General features: G+C 38.9%; 17 protein-coding genes. 14 read left to right on the top strand and 3 right to left on the bottom strand.

Going from position 1 to position 19,867, the window contains the following annotated elements; genetic code table 11:
• The first annotated feature begins 23 nt into the window (after window positions 1–23).
• Window positions 24–2,867, top strand: coding sequence for a PD-(D/E)XK nuclease family protein (locus tag M1381_02745; GenBank protein ID MCL4478007.1), 2,844 nt, complete (start codon window positions 24–26; stop codon window positions 2,865–2,867).
• Between the two features lie 26 nt (window positions 2,868–2,893).
• Here the strand turns inward: M1381_02745 and M1381_02740 are convergent, their stop codons facing one another.
• Window positions 2,894–4,144: a hypothetical protein gene (locus M1381_02740; protein ID MCL4478006.1), complete on the bottom strand. Its 1,251-nt coding sequence runs from the start codon at window positions 4,142–4,144 to the stop codon at window positions 2,894–2,896.
• Window positions 4,145–4,397: 253 nt separating this feature from the next.
• On the opposite strand from M1381_02740, the gene M1381_02735 reads away from it, so the two are divergent.
• Genes M1381_02735 through meaB form a run of 5 tightly spaced genes read left to right on the top strand, consistent with a single transcriptional unit; the run spans window position 4,398 to window position 8,413 of the window.
• Window positions 4,398–4,652, top strand: coding sequence for a hypothetical protein (locus tag M1381_02735; GenBank protein MCL4478005.1), 255 nt, complete (start codon window positions 4,398–4,400; stop codon window positions 4,650–4,652).
• A gap of 2 nt (window positions 4,653–4,654) precedes the next feature.
• Entirely contained in the window at window positions 4,655–6,049 is a 1,395-nt protein-coding gene (locus M1381_02730) for a hypothetical protein (protein MCL4478004.1), read from the top strand.
• Window positions 6,050–6,054: 5 nt separating this feature from the next.
• The gene (locus M1381_02725) at window positions 6,055–6,675 is read left to right on the top strand and encodes a DedA family protein (GenBank protein MCL4478003.1); all 621 of its coding nucleotides are present in this window, start codon (window positions 6,055–6,057) and stop codon (window positions 6,673–6,675) included.
• A gap of 17 nt (window positions 6,676–6,692) precedes the next feature.
• Window positions 6,693–7,454 (top strand): SAM-dependent chlorinase/fluorinase, encoded by a 762-nt coding sequence (locus M1381_02720; GenBank protein ID MCL4478002.1) that lies wholly within the window; start codon window positions 6,693–6,695, stop codon window positions 7,452–7,454.
• Entirely contained in the window at window positions 7,445–8,413 is a 969-nt protein-coding gene (gene meaB / locus M1381_02715; protein MCL4478001.1) for a methylmalonyl Co-A mutase-associated GTPase MeaB, read from the top strand. The genes M1381_02720 and meaB overlap by 10 nt, the downstream gene beginning before the upstream one ends.
• Window positions 8,414–8,479: 66 nt before the next feature.
• Here the strand turns inward: meaB and M1381_02710 are convergent, their stop codons facing one another.
• Window positions 8,480–8,659, bottom strand: a complete 180-nt coding sequence (locus M1381_02710; GenBank protein MCL4478000.1) for a hypothetical protein — start codon at window positions 8,657–8,659, stop codon at window positions 8,480–8,482.
• Between the two features lie 301 nt (window positions 8,660–8,960).
• On the opposite strand from M1381_02710, the gene M1381_02705 reads away from it, so the two are divergent.
• The 8 genes from M1381_02705 (at window position 8,961) to M1381_02670 (ending at window position 18,342) form a co-directional block, all read left to right on the top strand.
• Window positions 8,961–10,103, top strand: coding sequence for a LysM peptidoglycan-binding domain-containing protein (locus M1381_02705; protein MCL4477999.1), 1,143 nt, complete (start codon window positions 8,961–8,963; stop codon window positions 10,101–10,103).
• A complete protein-coding gene (locus M1381_02700; protein MCL4477998.1) occupies window positions 10,100–10,447 on the top strand; it encodes a cupin domain-containing protein in 348 nt (115 codons plus the stop codon). The genes M1381_02705 and M1381_02700 overlap by 4 nt, the downstream gene beginning before the upstream one ends.
• On the top strand, window positions 10,444–11,520 hold the full coding sequence (locus M1381_02695; GenBank protein MCL4477997.1) for a mannose-1-phosphate guanylyltransferase: 1,077 nt from the start codon (window positions 10,444–10,446) through the stop codon (window positions 11,518–11,520). Before M1381_02700 ends, M1381_02695 begins: the two co-directional genes overlap by 4 nt.
• A 40-nt stretch (window positions 11,521–11,560) precedes the next feature.
• Complete coding sequence (locus M1381_02690; GenBank protein MCL4477996.1) at window positions 11,561–12,874, top strand: nucleotide sugar dehydrogenase; 1,314 nt, start codon at window positions 11,561–11,563, stop codon at window positions 12,872–12,874.
• Window positions 12,875–12,989: 115 nt separating this feature from the next.
• Complete coding sequence (locus M1381_02685; GenBank protein MCL4477995.1) at window positions 12,990–13,928, top strand: SDR family oxidoreductase; 939 nt, start codon at window positions 12,990–12,992, stop codon at window positions 13,926–13,928.
• A 125-nt stretch (window positions 13,929–14,053) separates the two neighbouring features.
• Complete coding sequence (locus tag M1381_02680) at window positions 14,054–14,476, top strand: hypothetical protein (protein ID MCL4477994.1); 423 nt, start codon at window positions 14,054–14,056, stop codon at window positions 14,474–14,476.
• 360 nt (window positions 14,477–14,836) lie between these two features.
• Window positions 14,837–16,612 carry a hypothetical protein gene (locus M1381_02675; GenBank protein ID MCL4477993.1) on the top strand — a complete coding sequence of 592 codons (1,776 nt, stop codon included), beginning with the start codon at window positions 14,837–14,839 and terminating at the stop codon, window positions 16,610–16,612.
• Window positions 16,613–17,013: 401 nt separating this feature from the next.
• Window positions 17,014–18,342 (top strand): glycoside hydrolase family 5 protein, encoded by a 1,329-nt coding sequence (locus tag M1381_02670; GenBank protein MCL4477992.1) that lies wholly within the window; start codon window positions 17,014–17,016, stop codon window positions 18,340–18,342.
• Here M1381_02670 and M1381_02665 read toward each other — a convergent pair.
• Window positions 18,339–19,793, bottom strand: a complete 1,455-nt coding sequence (locus tag M1381_02665; GenBank protein MCL4477991.1) for an IS1634 family transposase — start codon at window positions 19,791–19,793, stop codon at window positions 18,339–18,341. The two genes, M1381_02670 and M1381_02665, sit on opposite strands and share 4 nt — an antisense overlap.
• Window positions 19,794–19,867 lie beyond the last annotated feature (74 nt).

Genomic DNA, 19,867 nt, shown 5'->3' with positions numbered 1-19,867 from the left:
ATCCATGCTAATTATTGTGGCTTATGGCTGTTATAGAGGCATTTTCATATAAAGAATCGCTGATTACCCATATCGGGGAAAGGCTTATTGAAAGGGCTGGAACAAATACAGACCTCTCAAGGTATGCCGTCATATTCCCCGGGAAAAGGCCGGACATTTACCTTGTAAACTACCTTTCGGATAGGCTAAAATCATCATTTTTCCCGCCGCACATTTTCACCATAACGGAATTTATGGACTATGCTGCAAATAATAATGTAAGGGAAATAGCATTATTGGATGCAGTATATGAGCTGTTCAATATCGCTAAAGGAATAGACCGAATGATAGAAGGTCATACTTTCAAGAGCTTTGAGGGCTTTGTTTTCTGGGGTATTGAGATATTCAAGGTAATAGAGGAGTTTGATGCAGAGCTTGTAGAAGATAACAATGTCAAATCCATAAACCTGCCGAATATGCCGGAGGGTATCGGGAAGCTGCTAAGCCGTTTCTCAAGTATAAGAAACGAGTTCCATCGCAGGCTTGATCGGATGCAACTTACAACAAGGGGATTGAATTATTACAGGGCAGCCGCAAATATAAAAGATAAGACCCTTGACGAATTTGAACATATATACTTTGCCGGGCTTATTGCACTTACAAAAGCAGAGTCTGAGGTCATAAAAACCCTGCTCAAAAATGAGAGAGCATCATTTTTTACTCAGATAGAATCGGTAGATGATACTGTTACAACCCTTAAACAGAGTCTTGACGCAGAGCTGAATATAAATAGCCCGTTAAACACTGAGCCGCCGAGAATAGTATTGTATGAAGCCTCTGATACGCATGAGGAGGTGGAATCCGTGTACAGCATACTGAAAGACAGCGATTCGAGTCTAATCAAAACGGCAATTGTTTTACCCGATGCAGGTACACTTTTATCGCTTCTGTCGAACGTAATGGATTATTTCCCTTACAACTACAATGTTACAATGGGCTATCCTCTGAAAAGAACACCGTTTTATACCTTGATCGACAGCATCTTTAATGCACAGGGATCCCGAAGGGATGATAAGGATTATTATGCAAAAGATTACTTAAGAGTGCTCAAACATCCCTATATAAAGGGCATGCATGATCAAATCATTAATGCAATTGTGCAGCAATTGGAAAGATATATCATAGACAATGGTAAAGTATTTCTTAAGTTGGAAGATATAGAAAACGAAAAACTTTATAATTATGCCATAGACGGTCTAAACCATACGGAAGAGAGATCAATTAGTACGGATACGATAAAATCGCGCATAAAAGAGATACATGGATTGTTTTTTAAACCATTTGAGCCTGATCGGCTGGCTGTTCGTGATTTCGCCGACTCCCTTGATAATGTTATCCAGTCCATTCTTAAAAACAGTCATGCGATACAGTATAAGTTCTCACCATCCTTTATAAAAGGTTTAATGGACATCATAGAGATATTAAGGCATTCGGGGTTTAAAGAAGAACAATTCGAAAAGCAAAGGATCTTCACTATGTTCAACAGCTACGTCGAGATGCAAACCATCCCGTTTAACGGTATTCCGTTAACAGGTTTACAGATACTGGGATTACTTGAAACAAGGATTTTGAATTTTGACAGAGTGGTTCTGCTTGATTGCAATGAAGGCGTTATACCATCGGTATCCAAGTATGAGCCTCTTCTTCCGTTTCAGGTTAAGAAGGCTCTTAAACTTCCGACATATACAGAACGTGAGCATGTTTTCAGGTATCATTTTAGAAGGCTTATCAAAGGCGCAAAAGAGGTATACCTCATTTATAGAAAGACAGAGGATGCAGAGAAAAGCAGATTCATAGAGGAAATAATATGGGAGGAAGAAAAACAGAAAAATAAGCTGGTCGTATTAAAAAATGACAACAAGGATGAATTGATTGGCAGAATAAGATTTGTAAAAAAGCAATTCAAAACAGAGATTAAGGATCAAAGTAAAGCGAAGATAAAAAAGGACCGTGTCATCATGGATGTAGTTGCCGGTATCATGGCACAAGGGCTTTCTCCAAGTGCCATAGACACGTACATGAACTGTCCTGTCAGGTTTTATTATAAATATGTCCTCGGATTAAAAGAACCTGAGGAACTCGGGGAGGATATCGAAGCAAAGAATATAGGCTCATTTATTCATGGAGTGCTTAAAGATTTTTATGAAAAGTTTAAACATGGCGTGTACACTTATAATGATGCCAGCGAAGAAGAGCTTGCCGGGCTTATCGACGGCAGTTTTAATAAAGCATTCAACGGAGAAGATAATGGAGAGTATTTCCTACTAAAGGCGATCATAAAAAAACTACTTTCCGACTTTATAAAAAAAGATTTTAATAAAAAACCATACATATTAGAACTTGAAACGAAAAAGTGCGCTGATTTTCCCATAAACGGCAGGAATATTAAACTCAAAGGTTTTATCGATAGGATAGATAAACGTGCTGATGAAATTTTTATAGTTGACTACAAAACTGGAAGTAAGGTACCCATACCCGGAATCACGAAATTACTTGAAATCAACAAACCCATTACCGATAGAGCAACCATGAAGGGACTCATAAAATCATTTCAACTGCCGGTTTATCTCTACATGTATAAATCATCAGCAGCATCGGTAAATTATGACCGGCTCAATGCAAGTCTATATATGGTAAAGGAGAATAAAGAGCACGTTCTGTTTACTAAAGGGAATAAAGAGAATATAATGAAAAACATATTAATCCCATCACTACAAAACGTTATCATGGAAATTCTGAATCAAGATATACCCTTTGAAAGGGATAACACTGATAAAGCTTTTTGTTCTTCCTGCCCGTTTGCTTCAATGTGCGGTTCGGTTTTATAATCTCCATACAGCGGAATGACTGAACTTTAAATTATTTTTTCTGTCTTCATAATTTTTACAATATTATCCACAACATTAACTTTTTGATTGATGATCCCGTAAGCCACATTACCCAGTAATCTTGCCTTATCCGGATCCTCCAAAAGCCCTTTTATTGCATTACACAATTCATTCTCATCATGAACCATGATCCCGCCTTTATTGTCCAATTGCTGCACAAGTTCTTTCACACTCTCTGTGTGTTGTCCGTATATTACGGGTTTCCTATGTATTATCGCCTCAATTAAATTGTGTCCCCCTACAGGCGTCATACTTCCACCGATAAAAATCACATCCCCAATGCTATAAATATCCGAAAGCTCTCCTATTGTATCTACAAGCAATACTTCCGCCTGCCCATTGGACGGCTTATTTAATATTGACCTTTTTATATATCCGAACCCTTCCTTTATAATTAAATCCTCTATCTCGGAAACCCTTTCTAAATGTCTTGGAGCTATGATCAAAGCAATGTTATTTATGGATTGCTTTAATAAAGAAAAACATCTGAGAACAATTGCCTCCTCATCTCTGTGAGTACTTCCGGCAATAATGATCCGTTTATTATAGAATAGCTTTTTTATATCTTTGGCGATGTAGGTATCGCTATTAATTGTCATGGCATACTTCAAATTACCGGTTACGTGTATTGTACCGTCTTCCGCACCAAGTGATAAAAATCTTGATTTGTCATCATTTGTCTGGACGCATAATATTGTAAATCTCGTTAAGAGAAACTTCATAATCGGCCGCATATACATGTAACCCTTGGATGCCTTTTTTGTTAATCTTGAGTTGACTCCTGTTATCTTTACTCCGGCTACAGATACGGACAATATAAGATTAGGCCAGATTTCGGTTTCAAGTATCACAAATGCCTTCGGCTTTACTCTTTTTACGGCTATAGTTGTAAATAATAAACTATCTATTGGAGCATAAGAAACAAAAAGTCCTTTTATATCAAGAGATGAACCGTATTTTCTGCCAGACGGGGTCATTGTCGTTAATAAAACATTGTATCCGAGAGAAATTAATTTTTTCAATATGGGGATAGATGCTTTTACTTCTCCTATAGATGCGGCGTGAACCCATATACAATTATTTATAGCGGGTAATCCGCCCATTCGCTCTGATATGTTTTTAAAAGAAGATGTATTTTTTATAAGTAAAAATGGGGCAATTATTATTATGCCTATAATTACCAGAACATTGTATAAAATAAAAAATGATATAACCATTACAGCACAATAGCTTCTTATTACAACACATTATTGTCAAGTGAATGAATACTTTTTTACCCCGTTAAAAAACACCAATAAATGGCGGGGATGATATAATGATTTTATAATTTCCTCATAGAGAGGGCACGGTTTAAAGCCGCGTCCTTTCTAACTGGATTTACTGCATCAATTATTTTATAAAAATAAAACCGTGTATAGAAAGATAGCTTTTAGCTTGACAGGCTAACAATGCTTTTCTAAAAGCATGTATATGGACGTTTATCCTATTGTACATAAAAATGCGATCTTCAATATAATAACTGATTACGATATAAGTTTTGTTGAGATCAGAAAGCTGCTGGACTATCTGCTTGAAGAGAACGCTTTTAACGGAGAATTGATAGACGAAAATGAACCGAGGCTTTATGAGATATATATCGGCTCGTATCATTATCTTGTTGATGTTGCAAAGTATGAAGTAGCGATATACAAGAGGGAGAGTAAAATAAAAAACATGGAGATATGAATATGTTCAGAATAACAAAGAATCTTTTTTATACGATCTTGATCGCATCTTCTTTATTGATGTCATGCACAAAACACCAATCAGGCAAACCTGTTTTAGAGCTTTATGTTATGAGTCATTGTCCTTTCGGAATAAACGCTGAAAACACAATCATTAGGTTGATGCCTGACTTTAAAAATGCTTTTAGTTTACGAATTCATTATATCGTAAGCAAAGACGTCAATGGCGATTTCACAAGTTTGCATGGACCACAGGAGCTTAATGAAGATCTTGTTCAGATAGCTATACAAAAGTTCTACAGGAATAAATTTTATAATTACTTACTATGTTATAATAGCACCATGAACGATGATAAATGCAGTAAGGATAATGGAATAAATAAAAATAAGATTACTTCATTTGTTAAATCCGGCTATGCCAGGCAGATGCTTGATAAAGATTTTACAAGCACAGAGAAACTCGGTATAAATGCAAGCCCTACCCTTTTTATAAATAATAACAGATACAAGGGACCCATGCAAATGGCACATTTAACAAGAGCCATATGTGCCGATTATGCAGCACTTCCCTACTGTAAAACATTAAAACCTCCTGTCAGTGTGAACGTTACCATACTCGAGGGAGGCTGGACAGATTTATACCATCCTAATATGATCAGCCAGAGTATTGGAAACTTTTTCTATAAATCCACTGTAAATGCTGTTGATGTGAAAACAAAAGAAGGAAAAGAGCTGTCCACAAAATTTAATATAAAAGAGGTCCCAGCTTTAATCTTCAGCGATGATGTAACGATGACGACGAGTTTTGGACTAATAAAAACGAGGCTGAAAGAGGTAGACGGCGATTATATAGATTATATGAATGATTTTGGATACAGGTATCTGCCTGCCAGACCTGTTGAAAAAAATCAAATCTCCATCTTTTTTAACCTCGATGATAAAGCAGCCATAAACGCAGCTGTATCTTTATTAAAACTACTTGTTAAGGAAAAAAAATACTATAATACCACATTACATGTTATGGGTATATCATACGATGATACGGAATTAATAAAAACCGTATCTGTCATTAACAGGGCAAATGGAATGGGAGTAAATGATCAGATCAATATGCTTGAAGCCATTTTAAAATCACCTTCCCTGAAGGATTTTAACAAGCAATACCGTGTTAAATATGCTGATTATAACGACATAATAAAAACCATACAGGCAAATAATAATACTGTAAAAGGTCTTGGCATAAAGCAGAATACCTTTATTATTCTGGTAGATAATACAAATCTGATAGCTCAGGCTAATCCTATGCAATCGGTTGGTATATTAGAATTAAGTCCTGTAATAGGAAAGCAGGGCATTAATTCATCCAGTATGCCTGGCGGCGGACAGTGCGCTAAATAAAAGATATGATATCTGGATTTTTTAAAGTAATAGCAGGCATTATAATATCAACCATAAGTACGTTCGGTTATGGCGGTATAATAATATTGATGGCAATAGAAAGTGCATGTATACCTCTTCCATCCGAGATTATACTGCCTTTTGCAGGCTACCTTGTTTTTATACAAAAGTTCCAGCTATTTTATGTCGCTGTCGCAGGAGCCTTTGGATGTGTAATCGGCTCAATAATTGCCTATGCTGCCGGTATATACGGAGGAAGACCTTTGATCGAGAAATACGGTAAATACATCCTGATAAGCAGACACGATCTCGATATGACCGATAGATGGTTCAACAAGCACGGCAATATAACAGTTTTTACAGGCAGGCTCTTACCGGTTATAAGGACATTCATATCACTGCCTGCGGGTATCTCACGTATGAATTTTTTTAAATTCATATTTTATACATTTACAGGTTCGTTAATCTGGAGCTTCTTAATCGCATGGATAGGATTTAAGCTTGGTCAGAAATGGGATACACTCGGACCATACTTTCACAGGTTTGATTATCTCATACTTGCAGCCGGTATCGTCCTTTTTACCATGTATCTTGTAAGACACATAAAGCATGTAACGGCAGATTAAGCCATGTATGAAGTTTTATGTCTATTATAACTCTTTGTACAGATTTTGGGACAGAAGACGGCTATACGGCGGCAATGAAAGGAGTCATACTCAATATTAATCCTAAAGCCATAATCGTAGATGCCACACACGCTTTAAAAAAGCATGACATTCTTGCTGCCTCATTTTCAATCAATACGTACTACAAATATTTTCCGGAAAGGACTGTACATGTCGCTGTTGTAGATCCAGGGGTGGGAGGTAAAAGGTATGGTATTGTCTTAAAAACAAAACAACATGTGTTTATAGGTCCCGATAACGGCATATTTACTTATGTTATCAAGACTCAACCTTATGCATGCTATAAAATAAAACCCAAAAGAAATATTTTAAACACATTTCACGGTAGGGACATCTTTGCTCCATTGGCTGCGGAATTATCCATAAAATGGGATAGAAGCCTGCTTGGTGAAAAGCTTGAAAAGCCTGTTTTGCTTGATATACCCGAATCAATAGTTAAAGAAAAAAGTATTACAGGTAAGATTATTCATATAGACCACTTTGGTAATCTTATAACCAACATTCAAAATGACATACTGCCTGAAAAACGTTCGGTTAGTATAACATTAAAAAGGTTCACAATAAACGGTATAAAAAAAACTTATGAGGAGTGTGAAAGGGATACACTATGTGCAGTAATTAACAGCTTTAATTTGCTTGAGATTGCGGTATACTCAGAAAGTGCTTTTAATAAAACAGCCTCGAGTATCGGAGATTATGTAGTGGTAAGATGGTTATAGAACACAAAATAGAGGCATTGATAAAAAGGGTAAGACGGGGTGACGTTTCAGCACTTGCAAGATCCATTACGTTACTCGAAGAAGGTCAGATCGATATAACATCTATTGTGCCTCTGATTGAGGAAGACAAAAAGTCTTATAAAATAGGATTTACAGGACCACCTGGTGCAGGGAAAAGCTCGATTATTGATTGGATAATTAAACACATACGGGCTAAAGGCGAAAAAGTGGGTATTATTGCAACAGATCCGTCAAGTCCTTTTACAGGAGGTGCAATACTTGGGGACAGGATAAGAATGCAGCATCACTTTCTTGACGCAGGTGTTTTTATAAGAAGCCTCGGTTCAAGAGGAGCTCATGGAGGCATATCAAAGATTACAAGCGATGCATCCATGCTGCTTGAACTTGCGGGTTACCGGTTTATAATCCTTGAAACCGTTGGGGTAGGACAGACCGAACTTGATATTATGAATATTGCGGATACTGTTGTAGTGGTGCTTGTTCCTGAAGCAGGTGATGTTGTTCAGGCAATGAAAGCAGGCATTATGGAGATTGCAAATATATTCGTTGTTAACAAGTCTGATCATACCGGTGCTAAAGAAATCATGAACGCACTTAAATTTATTATTGAAACCTCGGGTACTCCCAAAGAAACATGGGATACGGCAATAATACTTACCAATGGACTTGATGGGACAGGTATAAATGAGCTATTGGATGCCATCTTAAGGCATAAGGAATATATGGAAAAATATATCAAACCGGAATTAATCTTTAAAAAACGCATCAGAGGGCTTCAACAGATCGCCGTGGGTCATATTGTTCAAAATATAGAAGAAGCTATTGCAGGACTGTCTTCGGACGACTATGTTAACTCTCTAAAGGACCCGTCAATCAGCCTGTACACTATTCTAAACAGATTACTTAAGGATAAAAGTTTTCTTAAAAAGCTTAAATGATGATGCTATAATTATTAAAACAAAGAAGGGGAGTATTGCCTCCCCTCAATAGTAAAACGAGTTTCGCTATTTCGCTGGTGTTGTAGGTGAAGCGGGCTGTGCAGCGGTCGGTGAAGCAGGCTGTGCAGCGGTCGGGGTTACAGTCTCTACTGCAGGTGCAGATGGCTGCGTTGCTTCCTCTTTATGACAACCAGTCATTGCTACACCAAAAGCCAGAACAAGGGCTAATACCATTAATCTTTTCATAGTTCCTAATACCTCCTTTTTATATTTATATATCGCTGATATGCCACTAATATATGTTTGTCAATATTTACCTGTTTTTTTATTTGCCGTAATTTAATATCTTAAAAAGAATAAAAAAAGAACTCTCCGTTTTTTTAAAAGCTTAATTATAAGTAAAAATGGATGGTAAGATATGGATCATATACACAAAGATTATTCCCTCAAAAAATATATGCCTTCTACTGTTTTTAAATGAAATATATTATACAGTTGACTAAATCAACAGTAGTTGATAATAGTTAACAAAAAAGCGAGGAGGGCTATGAAGATAAACAAAAGAACCTTAATGTTTTTTGTATCAGCTCTGATGATGGTTTTTATATCTGTGTATGGGATGACTGATACAGATAAAGATGTAAATGTTTACATAGTTAAGCGTGGGGATACCTTATGGAGCATAGCATTAAGATTTAATGATAATCCATGGATTTGGCCTAAGTTATGGGAGCAAAACAAATATATTACGAATCCACATCTCATCTATCCTGGTGAATCAATATCACTTTTACCTGCTTCGGCAATCCCCTTAACGGCCATTACTGCACAGGGTATGACATCAACTACCATGTCTGCACAAGCTATTACACCTGGTGCAGTACAACCGTTTACCGAGGGTGTACAGACTGCTACTGGTCAAGAGGAGGAGCAGCCTTCAATAGAAACTGCTACCCCTTATAGCTCTGCATTTGTAACTACCAAAGAAAATACTTACATGTATCCTTCAATAGACTCTGCCGGGTTTATAACAGCACACGAGCTGATATCGGCAGGAGAAATCGTAGCTTCTTTAAACTCCGAAAAACATATATTCGGACAGCATGATAAGGTATTTGTAGATATCGGAAGCGGTTCTGGGGTCAATGTAGGAGATAGATTCTTTATTTATAAAACCGATGGTAAAGTTTATGACCCGGCATCCGATGATTCTCTTGGCTATAAGATAAAGATCCTCGGGATATTAAAAATTACAAAAGTGGACAATGCAAATGTATCTGAATGTGATATCGTAGAATCTTTTGACGTTATCAGAGTACATGATAAACTTCTTCCTTATGAGGAAGGCACAAAAACTATAAATATTACACTGGCGGCCGATCCGGTTCAGGGTTACATAGCTTACGGTAAGACCCGCAGTAAAATATATGGAGAGGGAAATATTGTATATATTGATAGAGGGAGTAATTCTGGTGTTCGGGTTGGGAACACATTCGTTATATACAAAGATAGAAAACCGGTAAAAGACCCTGCTACGGGCAAAGTGCTGCATCTTCCTAAAGAGGTACTGGGTAAATTACTGGTTATTGATGTTCAATCGGATACTGCAACCGCTATCATAACAAAAAGTGTAAAGGAGATTGAAATAGGTAATAAAATAATTGCCGATACTGCATCGAATATTATATGATGCCGCGAAGGATAAATAAGCCGTGGGGCTATGAACTCGTATGGGCTGAATCAGAGCTTTATATTGGTAAGCTGCTATTTCTTAAGGCAGGGACGCGTTCAAGTTTACAAATGCACAAGCAGAAAGATGAGACGATGTTTCTTGAAAAAGGAAAAGTGGTTATGGAGTTGCCTGATTCTAAAGATACCGAAAAAGTAGAATTAAAACAAGGCGAGAGTATAAGAATAAAGCCGGGAACAAAACACAGGATAAATGCAATAACAGACGCGTATATATATGAGGTATCAACATCGCATATGGATGATGTAGTTCGTTTTGAGGATGACTATGGGAGAACAAAATGAGTGTGTATGGTGTTATCATTGCCGGCGGACAGGGTAAAAGGTTGTGGCCACTATCAAGAATTTCAAAGCCAAAGCCTACACTTGCAATAGGGCGGGATAAACCTCTCATAAGGCAAGTCATGGAAAGACTTGAGAATGTTACAGAAAGGAAAAATGTTTTTGTTGTAACCAATGAAGAAGTCTTTGCACCCATTTATGATGCTGTAAAAGAATTATCAGTAGTAAATGTGATCACAGAACCGATCAGCAGGAATACTGCTGCCGCAATCGGGCTTGCAGCAATTCATATTACAGAACGGGAACAGAATCCTGTTATGATTGTAATGCCGGCAGATCATTACATAGAAGATGATAATAAATTATCCCTTCTTTTAAAGGCGGCAATTGATGCGTGTGAAAAAATAAACGGCGTCGTGATTTTTGGTGTAAAACCGGCATCACCTTCTACTAATTATGGTTATATAGAAAAAGGAGAAACATCTTCTTTAAAAGACACTCCGGGTCTTTACAGGGTCAGAAGGTTTACCGAGAAACCGGATATGCAACTTGCAGAACAATTCATAAAAGAGGGGTATCTATGGAATGCAGGCATATTTGTTGCAAAGGCGGACATAATGCTTGCGGCAATAAAAAAATATATGCCAGAGCTGTCTGATGCCCTTAATAGGATAAAAAAGCAGCTGAAAGGTCCTTATGAACGAAAGACGATTAAAGAGGAATATATAAAGCTTCAGGATTTATCAATAGATAAAGGTATTATTGAAAAGTTGGATAACGTGTACGTTATCGAAATGAATACCGGCTGGGCAGATCTTGGAAGCTTTGAACAGCTGGCAGGCATTGCCATTAAACAGGATGAAAAGGGGAATAGAAGGATTGGTAACGGCATTGATATTGGAAGCTCTAACAATATAGTTATGAACGAATATGGATTTGTTGTTACCGCAAACATATCAGATATTATTGTTATAGCATCTTCCGGTGTAGTGCTTGTTACAAAAAAAGGCAGTGATGAAACCATATCAAAAATAGTAAATATTCTGAGAGAGAAGAATCTTAAGGAATACCTTTAAAATTCTTGCTAAAATCAACTAATAGGACGATGTGGAATAAATGAAGGGATCTTTTTTTGATCTTTTAAAGAAAAAAATAACCGCACATGATGCTAAGGTGACGATAATAGGTCTTGGTTACGTAGGTCTGCCTTACGCATTGGAGTTTGCTAAAAATAATTTTCATGTGATTGGGATTGATCTTAATGAAAAAAGAGTCAACGCATTAAAAAATAATGAATCTTATATAACGGATATTGGTTCTGAAGAGCTTAAAGATATAAATGAAACCGGTTTTATAAGCTATACAAGTTCTTATGACAACATAGATAACACAGATGTGATTGATATATGTGTACCGACACCGTTGGGAAAATCAAAAGAGCCGGACATGTACTTTATAACATCTGCGGTTAAAGAGATAAAGTCGCATATATCAAAACCAAAACTCATTATATTAACAAGTACAACATATCCGGGTACAACAAGAGAATATGTTGTAGAAACGATTAAAGATAAAAATTATGTGCTTGATAAGGATTTTTTTGCAGTCTTTTCACCGGAGAGAATAGACCCAGGTAATAAGAGATACAAGCTACCCGATATTACAAAGGTTGTAGGCGGAGTAACGCAGTTTTCTACGGAATTGGCTCAGTTGTTATTTAAGCAGATTATAAGGAATGTTGTAACGGTTTCATCGGCAGATACGGCGGAGATGGTGAAGCTGCTTGAGAACACATTCAGAAGCGTAAATATAGGCCTTATAAATGAAATGGCTATTATAAGTAATAAGCTTGGCATAAATATCTGGGAGGTTATAGATGCTGCAAAAACAAAGCCTTATGGATTCGTGCCATTTTATCCCGGGCCTGGTATAGGCGGGCATTGCATTCCCATAGACCCTGTTTATTTAACATGGAAGATGAAGGTTTTTAATTATAGAACTCGGTTTATAGAACTCGCCACAGATATAAATAACGATATGCCTTTATACATAGTGAATCGTCTTGCAGAACTGCTTAACAAAAAAGGCAAGAGCATAAAAAACAGTAAGGTACTGATTCTTGGTGTTGCATACAAGAGGGATGTGAGCGATTTAAGAGAATCCCCTTCTATACCCGTGATTGAAGAGATCAGACATAGATATGGTAAAATTATGTACTGCGATCCTTACGTTGATAGAATAGAAGAAAATGGTTTATCTATGAAATCTACAAAATTAAACAAAAAAATTTTATCGGATGCTGATTGCGTAATTATACTTACCGATCATTCTGTTTATAATTACGATTGGATTGTAAAGTACGCAAAACTTGTATTTGATACAAAAAATGCTACTAAGAGTATTAAAAGCGATAAGGTTATAAAACTATAGCCAAAATAATGAGTAAACAATTACATGGAGCAAACAAGTAGATTCGGGGTAATCTCGCCCCCACAACTCTATTACATTTTTCAGTTAAATATTTTTATGATAAAGAGGAGAGCAAATGGCTAAATTCCTTGTTACAGGCGGTGCAGGGTTTATCGGCTCAAATATCACCGACAAATTGTTAAACGACGGCCATTTTGTAAGGGTGCTGGATAATTTTTCTACGGGTAAAAAAGAGAACCTTTTGAATGCGGCTTCTCATATGCACTTTGAACTGATGGAAGGTGATTTAAGGGATACAGATGTTGTTAGAAAGGCTACGGATGGAATAGATTTTGTTTTACATCAAGCAGCAATCCCGTCTGTGCAAAAATCCATTGAGGACCCTATTACAACAAATGCAGTAAATATAAATGGTACATTGAATGTGCTTAAGGCAAGCGTTGATAATAAGGTAAAGAGAGTTGTATATGCAGCGAGTTCATCTGCTTATGGTAATACCTGCGTCCTTCCAAAAAAGGAAAATATGATACCATTACCCCTTTCGCCTTATGCTGTAAGCAAGCTTACAGGAGAGTATTATTGCAATGTGTTTTCGCAGGTTTATGATATAGAAACGGTAAGTCTAAGATACTTCAATATATTTGGACCAAGGCAGGATCCAAAATCCATGTATGCGGCAGTAGTACCAAGATTTATAACAGCAATACTAAAAGGTGATAGACCCATAGTCTACGGGAATGGAGAACAGTCAAGAGACTTTACACACATAGATAATGTTGTTCAGGCTAATATAAACGCCTGTTCTTCTCCAGGTGTATCCGGGAAGGTCTTTAATGTTGCATGCGGCAATAGATACACATTAAATGAATTATTAAGTTATATCGAAGGAATAACGGGTAAGAATGCCAATCCTGATTATGAGGAAGAAAGAAAGGGTGATGTGAAGCATTCGCAGGGAGATATAGCAGAGGCAATCAAATACCTTGGTTATAAGGTAATTGTTGATTTTAAGGACGGACTTAAAAAGACGATTGAATACTTTTCCACCATTTAGATGAGTGCCCCGTCCGCACCCACAGGTGGATCGCACGAAACACACAGAAGTGGATTGCAAAACCGCCCCACCCTATTGCATTTTTTTGGTTAATCTTATAGACTTATGAACATGGGGATTGGTGTATGATGCAAAAGACATATAATCCTGTGAATAGAAGATATCTCACATTGTTTTATATCCTTGTGTTGCTTGCAATGCCATCTATAGGGTACACCACTGTATTATTTAATTTTGATCAGGATACATCTTCTGAAAGCATATCTGATCGGGTCACATCTTCTGAAGGCTTTGTCAAATGGCAGGGGCAAGACCCATTTTATACGCCGATTAACTCTCCTACCATCTTACAATCGCAACATTCTCAGCAATCCTATCCCATGAGTAAAAGACAGAGCATTGATGATAACCCGGATACCACTGCCATCATACCTAATATGACATCTTTTATCATTTACACTAAATACACTCTTTTTGAAGCAGTGATTCTTTTTAAACCAGAATATTTTGTCAAGGCTATCTTCCATCCACCTCCTGCAGCAATATAATACAAACACAGCAATTAAATTATCATTCCATCCTTGATACGGAATCCAATCTTTTAGTTTTCTGGATTCCTGCTTTCACAGGAATGACATAAGGAAACCCTGTAGTAGCTACAGGGAATTAAAGTTAAATCACAAAGGGAGATAAAAATTATGATAAAGGAAAACATATTTAAGATCGTATTAGGTTTATTAATAACAGGGATACTCGGCACAGCCATGCTTTCAGGGGGCTGTTCAGGTTCAAATGGTAAGAACGGTGCAGCAGGTCCGGCAGGAGCAACAGGCGGAACAGGACCAACAGGAACAACAGGACCAACAGGCATTGAGCCATTGATCACAAACATTACACCAATAGCATCTGTGAACACGATTGTAAAAATCACAGGCGTAAATTTCTCGACCACTCAAGGCACAGGCAAAGTTTATATGAACGGTGCTGACGCAGGCACAGCAATAAACTGGACCGACTCACAGATTACGATCAAACCACCGGCATCGCTGGTAACCGGTAACGGGCTTACACAAACGATCGTTACCAATGTAGCGGTAAACCAACTGGCAAGCAATGCGGTTGCGTATGAGCTTGTGCCGTCAGGAACTGTCCAACCGATTGATATTATGTTTGTACCCATGGCAATTACAGCTACGCCGGCCAACATGCTGTATACAACGGATGGCTTAGGCCATATCGCTCAGATTGATCAAAACGGCGTTGCACAGGTCATTGCAACAGGACTGAACAACCCCGTTGGCATAACATTCACCAACAATGTACTGTATGTAGCAGAAACAATAACAGATGGAAGCGGAAAATACTGGATAAAGATTGTAAACCCGGATAATGGCAAGGTGACTGCGTGGCGATCCCAGGCCTTAAAGCCATTCATGCTCACCAATGATAATGCAGGCAACCTGTACGTAACATATCCATCAAACGGCTCAGTGTATAAGTATACAATCAATGGGAGCGGCTCTCAGCCGACAGGCCTTGGAGCCGGCACGCTCACAAGCCCACAGGGCATATCGCAGATAAACGGCTATCTCTACATCGCTGCAGGCAATAACATAGCACAATACAACATCAGTTCGCATGCCTTGAATACTACATGGGCAACTGCTATATGCGCCGCTGGAAGTGCAGCAGGCGTTGTGTATTGGCAATCACAGAATGTGCTGCTTGTGTCGTGTCCAAATAATAATACAATAACCAAGGTAATCGGTGTTGGGACCGGGGCCGGCACTGTAAGTCAGGGCTTCACCACCAGCAATGGCTTAAATCCCATGGGCATGACCTTTGATACTAACGACAATCTGTACATTGCTAACAGCAATGATCTTGTGGTCTCAAAGGTAACATTCACCGGAGCCGGAGTTCCCGATACAATCACATGGTTTGCAGCAGGGCCTTATGGATATTATGGAAACATGGGAGCTGATAGTGCAGGCAATGTATACATATCCGTCTTTTATCAACGGCCGATGATTGTTAAGCTTACACCAGACAACAAGACATCCATCTATGCGACAAGCAATGCAATCCCCGGCGGACAGGTTTTAGGCTGCACCTTCAGCCCCAATGGGGTTTTATTGATGGCCGATGCAGGGGTTGGCAAAATTGAGACAGTACCGCAAGGCGGAGGCACCATAAGCCCGTGGCTTGATATTAGCGGGCTCGGCACGCCGTATGATGTGGCTGTTGATGGATCTGGTAATGTGTTTGTGAATATAGGTACAAACACCATTGCAAAGTATGATGCATCCGGCACACAGGTCAGCGCATCCTTTGTCTCCGGGTTGAGCGGATTCTTGCAACTTCTGACTCAGGGCAGCACGCTTATCATACCTGATTCAGGTGCATTTAACCTTAAGAGTGCATCCTCTGCAGGCAGCGGTCCGGTTGCACCCACAGTGCTGATGAACAACATTGGACTATATGCAGTATCAACTGGGCCATCCGGACAGTTCTACGGAACAGACAACTCAACAGGCGGCGCAAATATATGGCTTATAAACCAGGGTACAAGCTCTGCGTCATATGTGACAACATTGAATGGTCCTGCTAATCAGATTGCCACATTGCCTGACGGGAGCATAATTACCTCGTATAATGAGTATTTAAACAGGGTGTATCCATAGGATAGTTGAGAAGTTAAGATTGTAGGGGCGACCCGTTGGGCCGCCACGAAAAATAATTATGAAAGAGTTAAATGCAAGGGCGGGGTTTCCCCGCCCCACCCTATTGCATTTTTGAGTTAAACTCTAAGCCACATTCACATGCTTGCCCATTTAAAGATTATCAATAGCCCGTACAATTTCGCGTGTATATTTTTCGGCGCACACCACGCCGTACAAGTCGGCACAGTTCGACCCCATAGAATTACTGAGGTACGAATAGGTTTGCCCGACAAATACAATAGTAGCATGAATTGAGAAAGCCTCCCATTACCAAAAGGAGGATGGGTGGGGTTACGTTTTCTTAATCTTGAGTCTGCATCTTTGGGATTGACAGCCTGTGTATCCTATAATAAATTACAAGCATGAAACTTATGATTTATATCTTTTTATCCATTTTATTGCCTGCATCAATCTCGGGATGCTCAGGCAATAAAACAACTCCTGCTGTTAACCATACAACTGTCTGGTCAGACGGTACATGGCTCAGGGATACGCAGGGCCGGGTCATTATTATACACGGAATAAATGTAAGCCAGAAATTACCTCCTTATCTGCCGGACTCCCTACCTGCTACAGCAACAACCGCTGATGCTGCACCTTATTTTGCAAATATCAAACGGGCAGGATTCAATGCCGTACGGCTCATTATTATATGGGCAGGGCTTGAGCCGGCACCCGGCATGATTGATACAAATTATCTTGATCAGATCCGGCAGGAGGTTCAGATGTGCGCTGATGATGGCTTGCTCGTGCTTCTTGACATGCACCAGGACCTTTACAGCCAATCTCTTTGCTATGGAGACGGGGCACCTGCATGGGCATGTGACCTTGCAGGTTATGAGGTGAGCCAATGCAGTACAAGCAACTGGGCAACAAATTATCTGGTTCCAGCAATTACACAGTCTTTCCAAAACTTCTGGGACGACAGGCCTGCACCTGGTGGAATGGGTTTGCAAGAACATTATGCCATGGCATGGCAGCGTGTAGCAGCCTTGTTTGCAACCAACACCTCGGTACTCGGTTATGAGATAATGAATGAGCCTTTCCCGGGGCAGTACAACCTTTTTACAACGGACTTTGAAATTGAGGCACTTGTTCCATTTTATGAAAAGGTAGCAAATGCCATAAGAAAGGTTGATCCATCACATGCCATTGCTTTTGAGCCTTCTGTAACGATGACCAACCTTCTCCACAACTATAATACAGGCGTAAGCAGCACCACTTTTCCGAAAGATTTCGAAAACCTCATATTTGCACCACACTACTACCCTTTGAGCTCCGGAAGCAGTATAAACACTGCGGATATATCCTCCCTGCAGACAACGATACCCGAAATAGTCAATGTTAGCAGTACAATGAAGACCCCGTATATCATTGATGAGATGGGACTTGATCACAACGAGAACAACAGCGCCGCGTACATGACAGCACTGACCAACAAGCTCGACATCGAGCTGAGCAACTGGATGTTCTGGGCGTATAGCGATGCTTTTTTGTCCAACAATGGCACCGGCTTGATCCTGCTTGATTCAAACGGCGCAAACGACTTTCCTGTTATGGATATCCTGTCAAGACCATATCCTGTGCTTACTGCCGGAACACCGGTAAGTATAAGCTATCCAATAACAAGCGTACCTTCCACATTTACCACGACTACATTCACCTATATCTATCCTGAGTTTCCCAATTAGTGCGGTTTTTTGTTGATAAGGATATTTACGGAATTGCCAGAAATTTCGTCTTTTAATGTAATAGTCCACTTGTCTTTGAGTTCATCGACCACCTGTCTAACAGATTTACCTTTTTCTTGCTCAATAACGCGTGTCATGCACAACGCAACAAACACAATCAAAAAATGATATTGTATTGACAGTTCCTTACGATGATAAATTGGGCGGGCTTCTAAATCCGATTTTGCGATCCTAAAGGATTGTTCTATTTTCCATAAATCGTGGTATCGAGCGATCAGAAGCTGTTCTGATACATCAGTAATGTTTGTTTTGTATCCTTTTATTCCTTCAAGGAGTCGATGTTTCTCTATAAGTTTTTCATTGAGGATAAAATCCTTCTTGCCGATATCTGATAAAAACCTTAACCGCCTCATAGCTGCTGAAGGATTCTGCAAATAATACTGCGCCTTTAAAATCGCTTTGTCGTTATCTGCTTTATCTTTTCTGGCTCGTGCTGTTGAGTATTCATACAAGATTGCATCGTGCTTGATCACCCTTTTGTCTACCTTATCAAGTTTGTTTGCAATACTTCTTGCCTCTGTAATACTCAGATAACCACTCCGTGCGCCAACTATATAGTCAATACCAGCTTTCTCAAGCTCTTGAAGGTTGTTTTCACTGAGCATTCCTGCATCTGCAACAACAGTAAACTTTCTTATTGTATACCGCTGCTTCAAAGCGCTGATAATTGGTATAATTGTTTTACCCTCAAAGGTGTTTCCAGAAAATATATCGTAGTAGATTGGAAAACCAGTCTTGTCTACAACAAGACCAATGAGTATTTGTGGCTGATTAAGCTTATTGTCTTTGGAAAATCCATTACGCCTAAACTCATCTTGCGTAAAGGTTTCAAAATATAACGTTGTAACGTCATAAAATATGAGTGAAAAATCAAACTGCAGGTGGTCCTTTGCATACTGGATTGCTCTATTAATTACTTGTTCTTTCAGATTTACTAATTCTTCAAGCTGCCGGAACACCGTTGTCTTTTTGTACTGAATGTCAAAATATTTGTTCAGAAGCACAACAGATTTTGCTTTAGAGGCTGGTTCTAATACCCTGATAATGGCAAAATGCTTGAGAATCTCACTCCCCAGTTTGGAAAAGCCTATCCTTTCATATACCCCACTTAGATAAGCAAATGCCTCTCCAAGTGTACTCTTTTCAACCTGGATGCCTCTTGTAAACATGACTTCTTCTGAGTAGGCGTTATATTTCAGTTCCAACTGTTCAGCATGGGAGCGAATATACGCTCGCGCAATATTCATTAACTCAGAAATCTTCTCAGTGTCATGAGCTGAACCAATATGTTTTATGAGCTCAAATCGCTTACCTTTGTATCTGCCTATCTGTACGGCTGTTGCCCCAGAATGTGTCTTTACCTTCCGAATTTTGTCGTAGTGCGGTTTCACACTACTTTTTTACAGGTAACATGCTGTTAAATCAATACTTTTAATTTTGTATTGCAAAAATGGGAAACTCAGGA

This window comes from Deltaproteobacteria bacterium, assembly GCA_023382265.1.
Classification (GTDB): domain Bacteria; phylum JAMCPX01; class JAMCPX01; order JAMCPX01; family JAMCPX01; genus JAMCPX01.
Note: the sequence above shows the minus strand (reverse complement) of the source record. Positions and strands in the feature narration are given on the sequence as shown.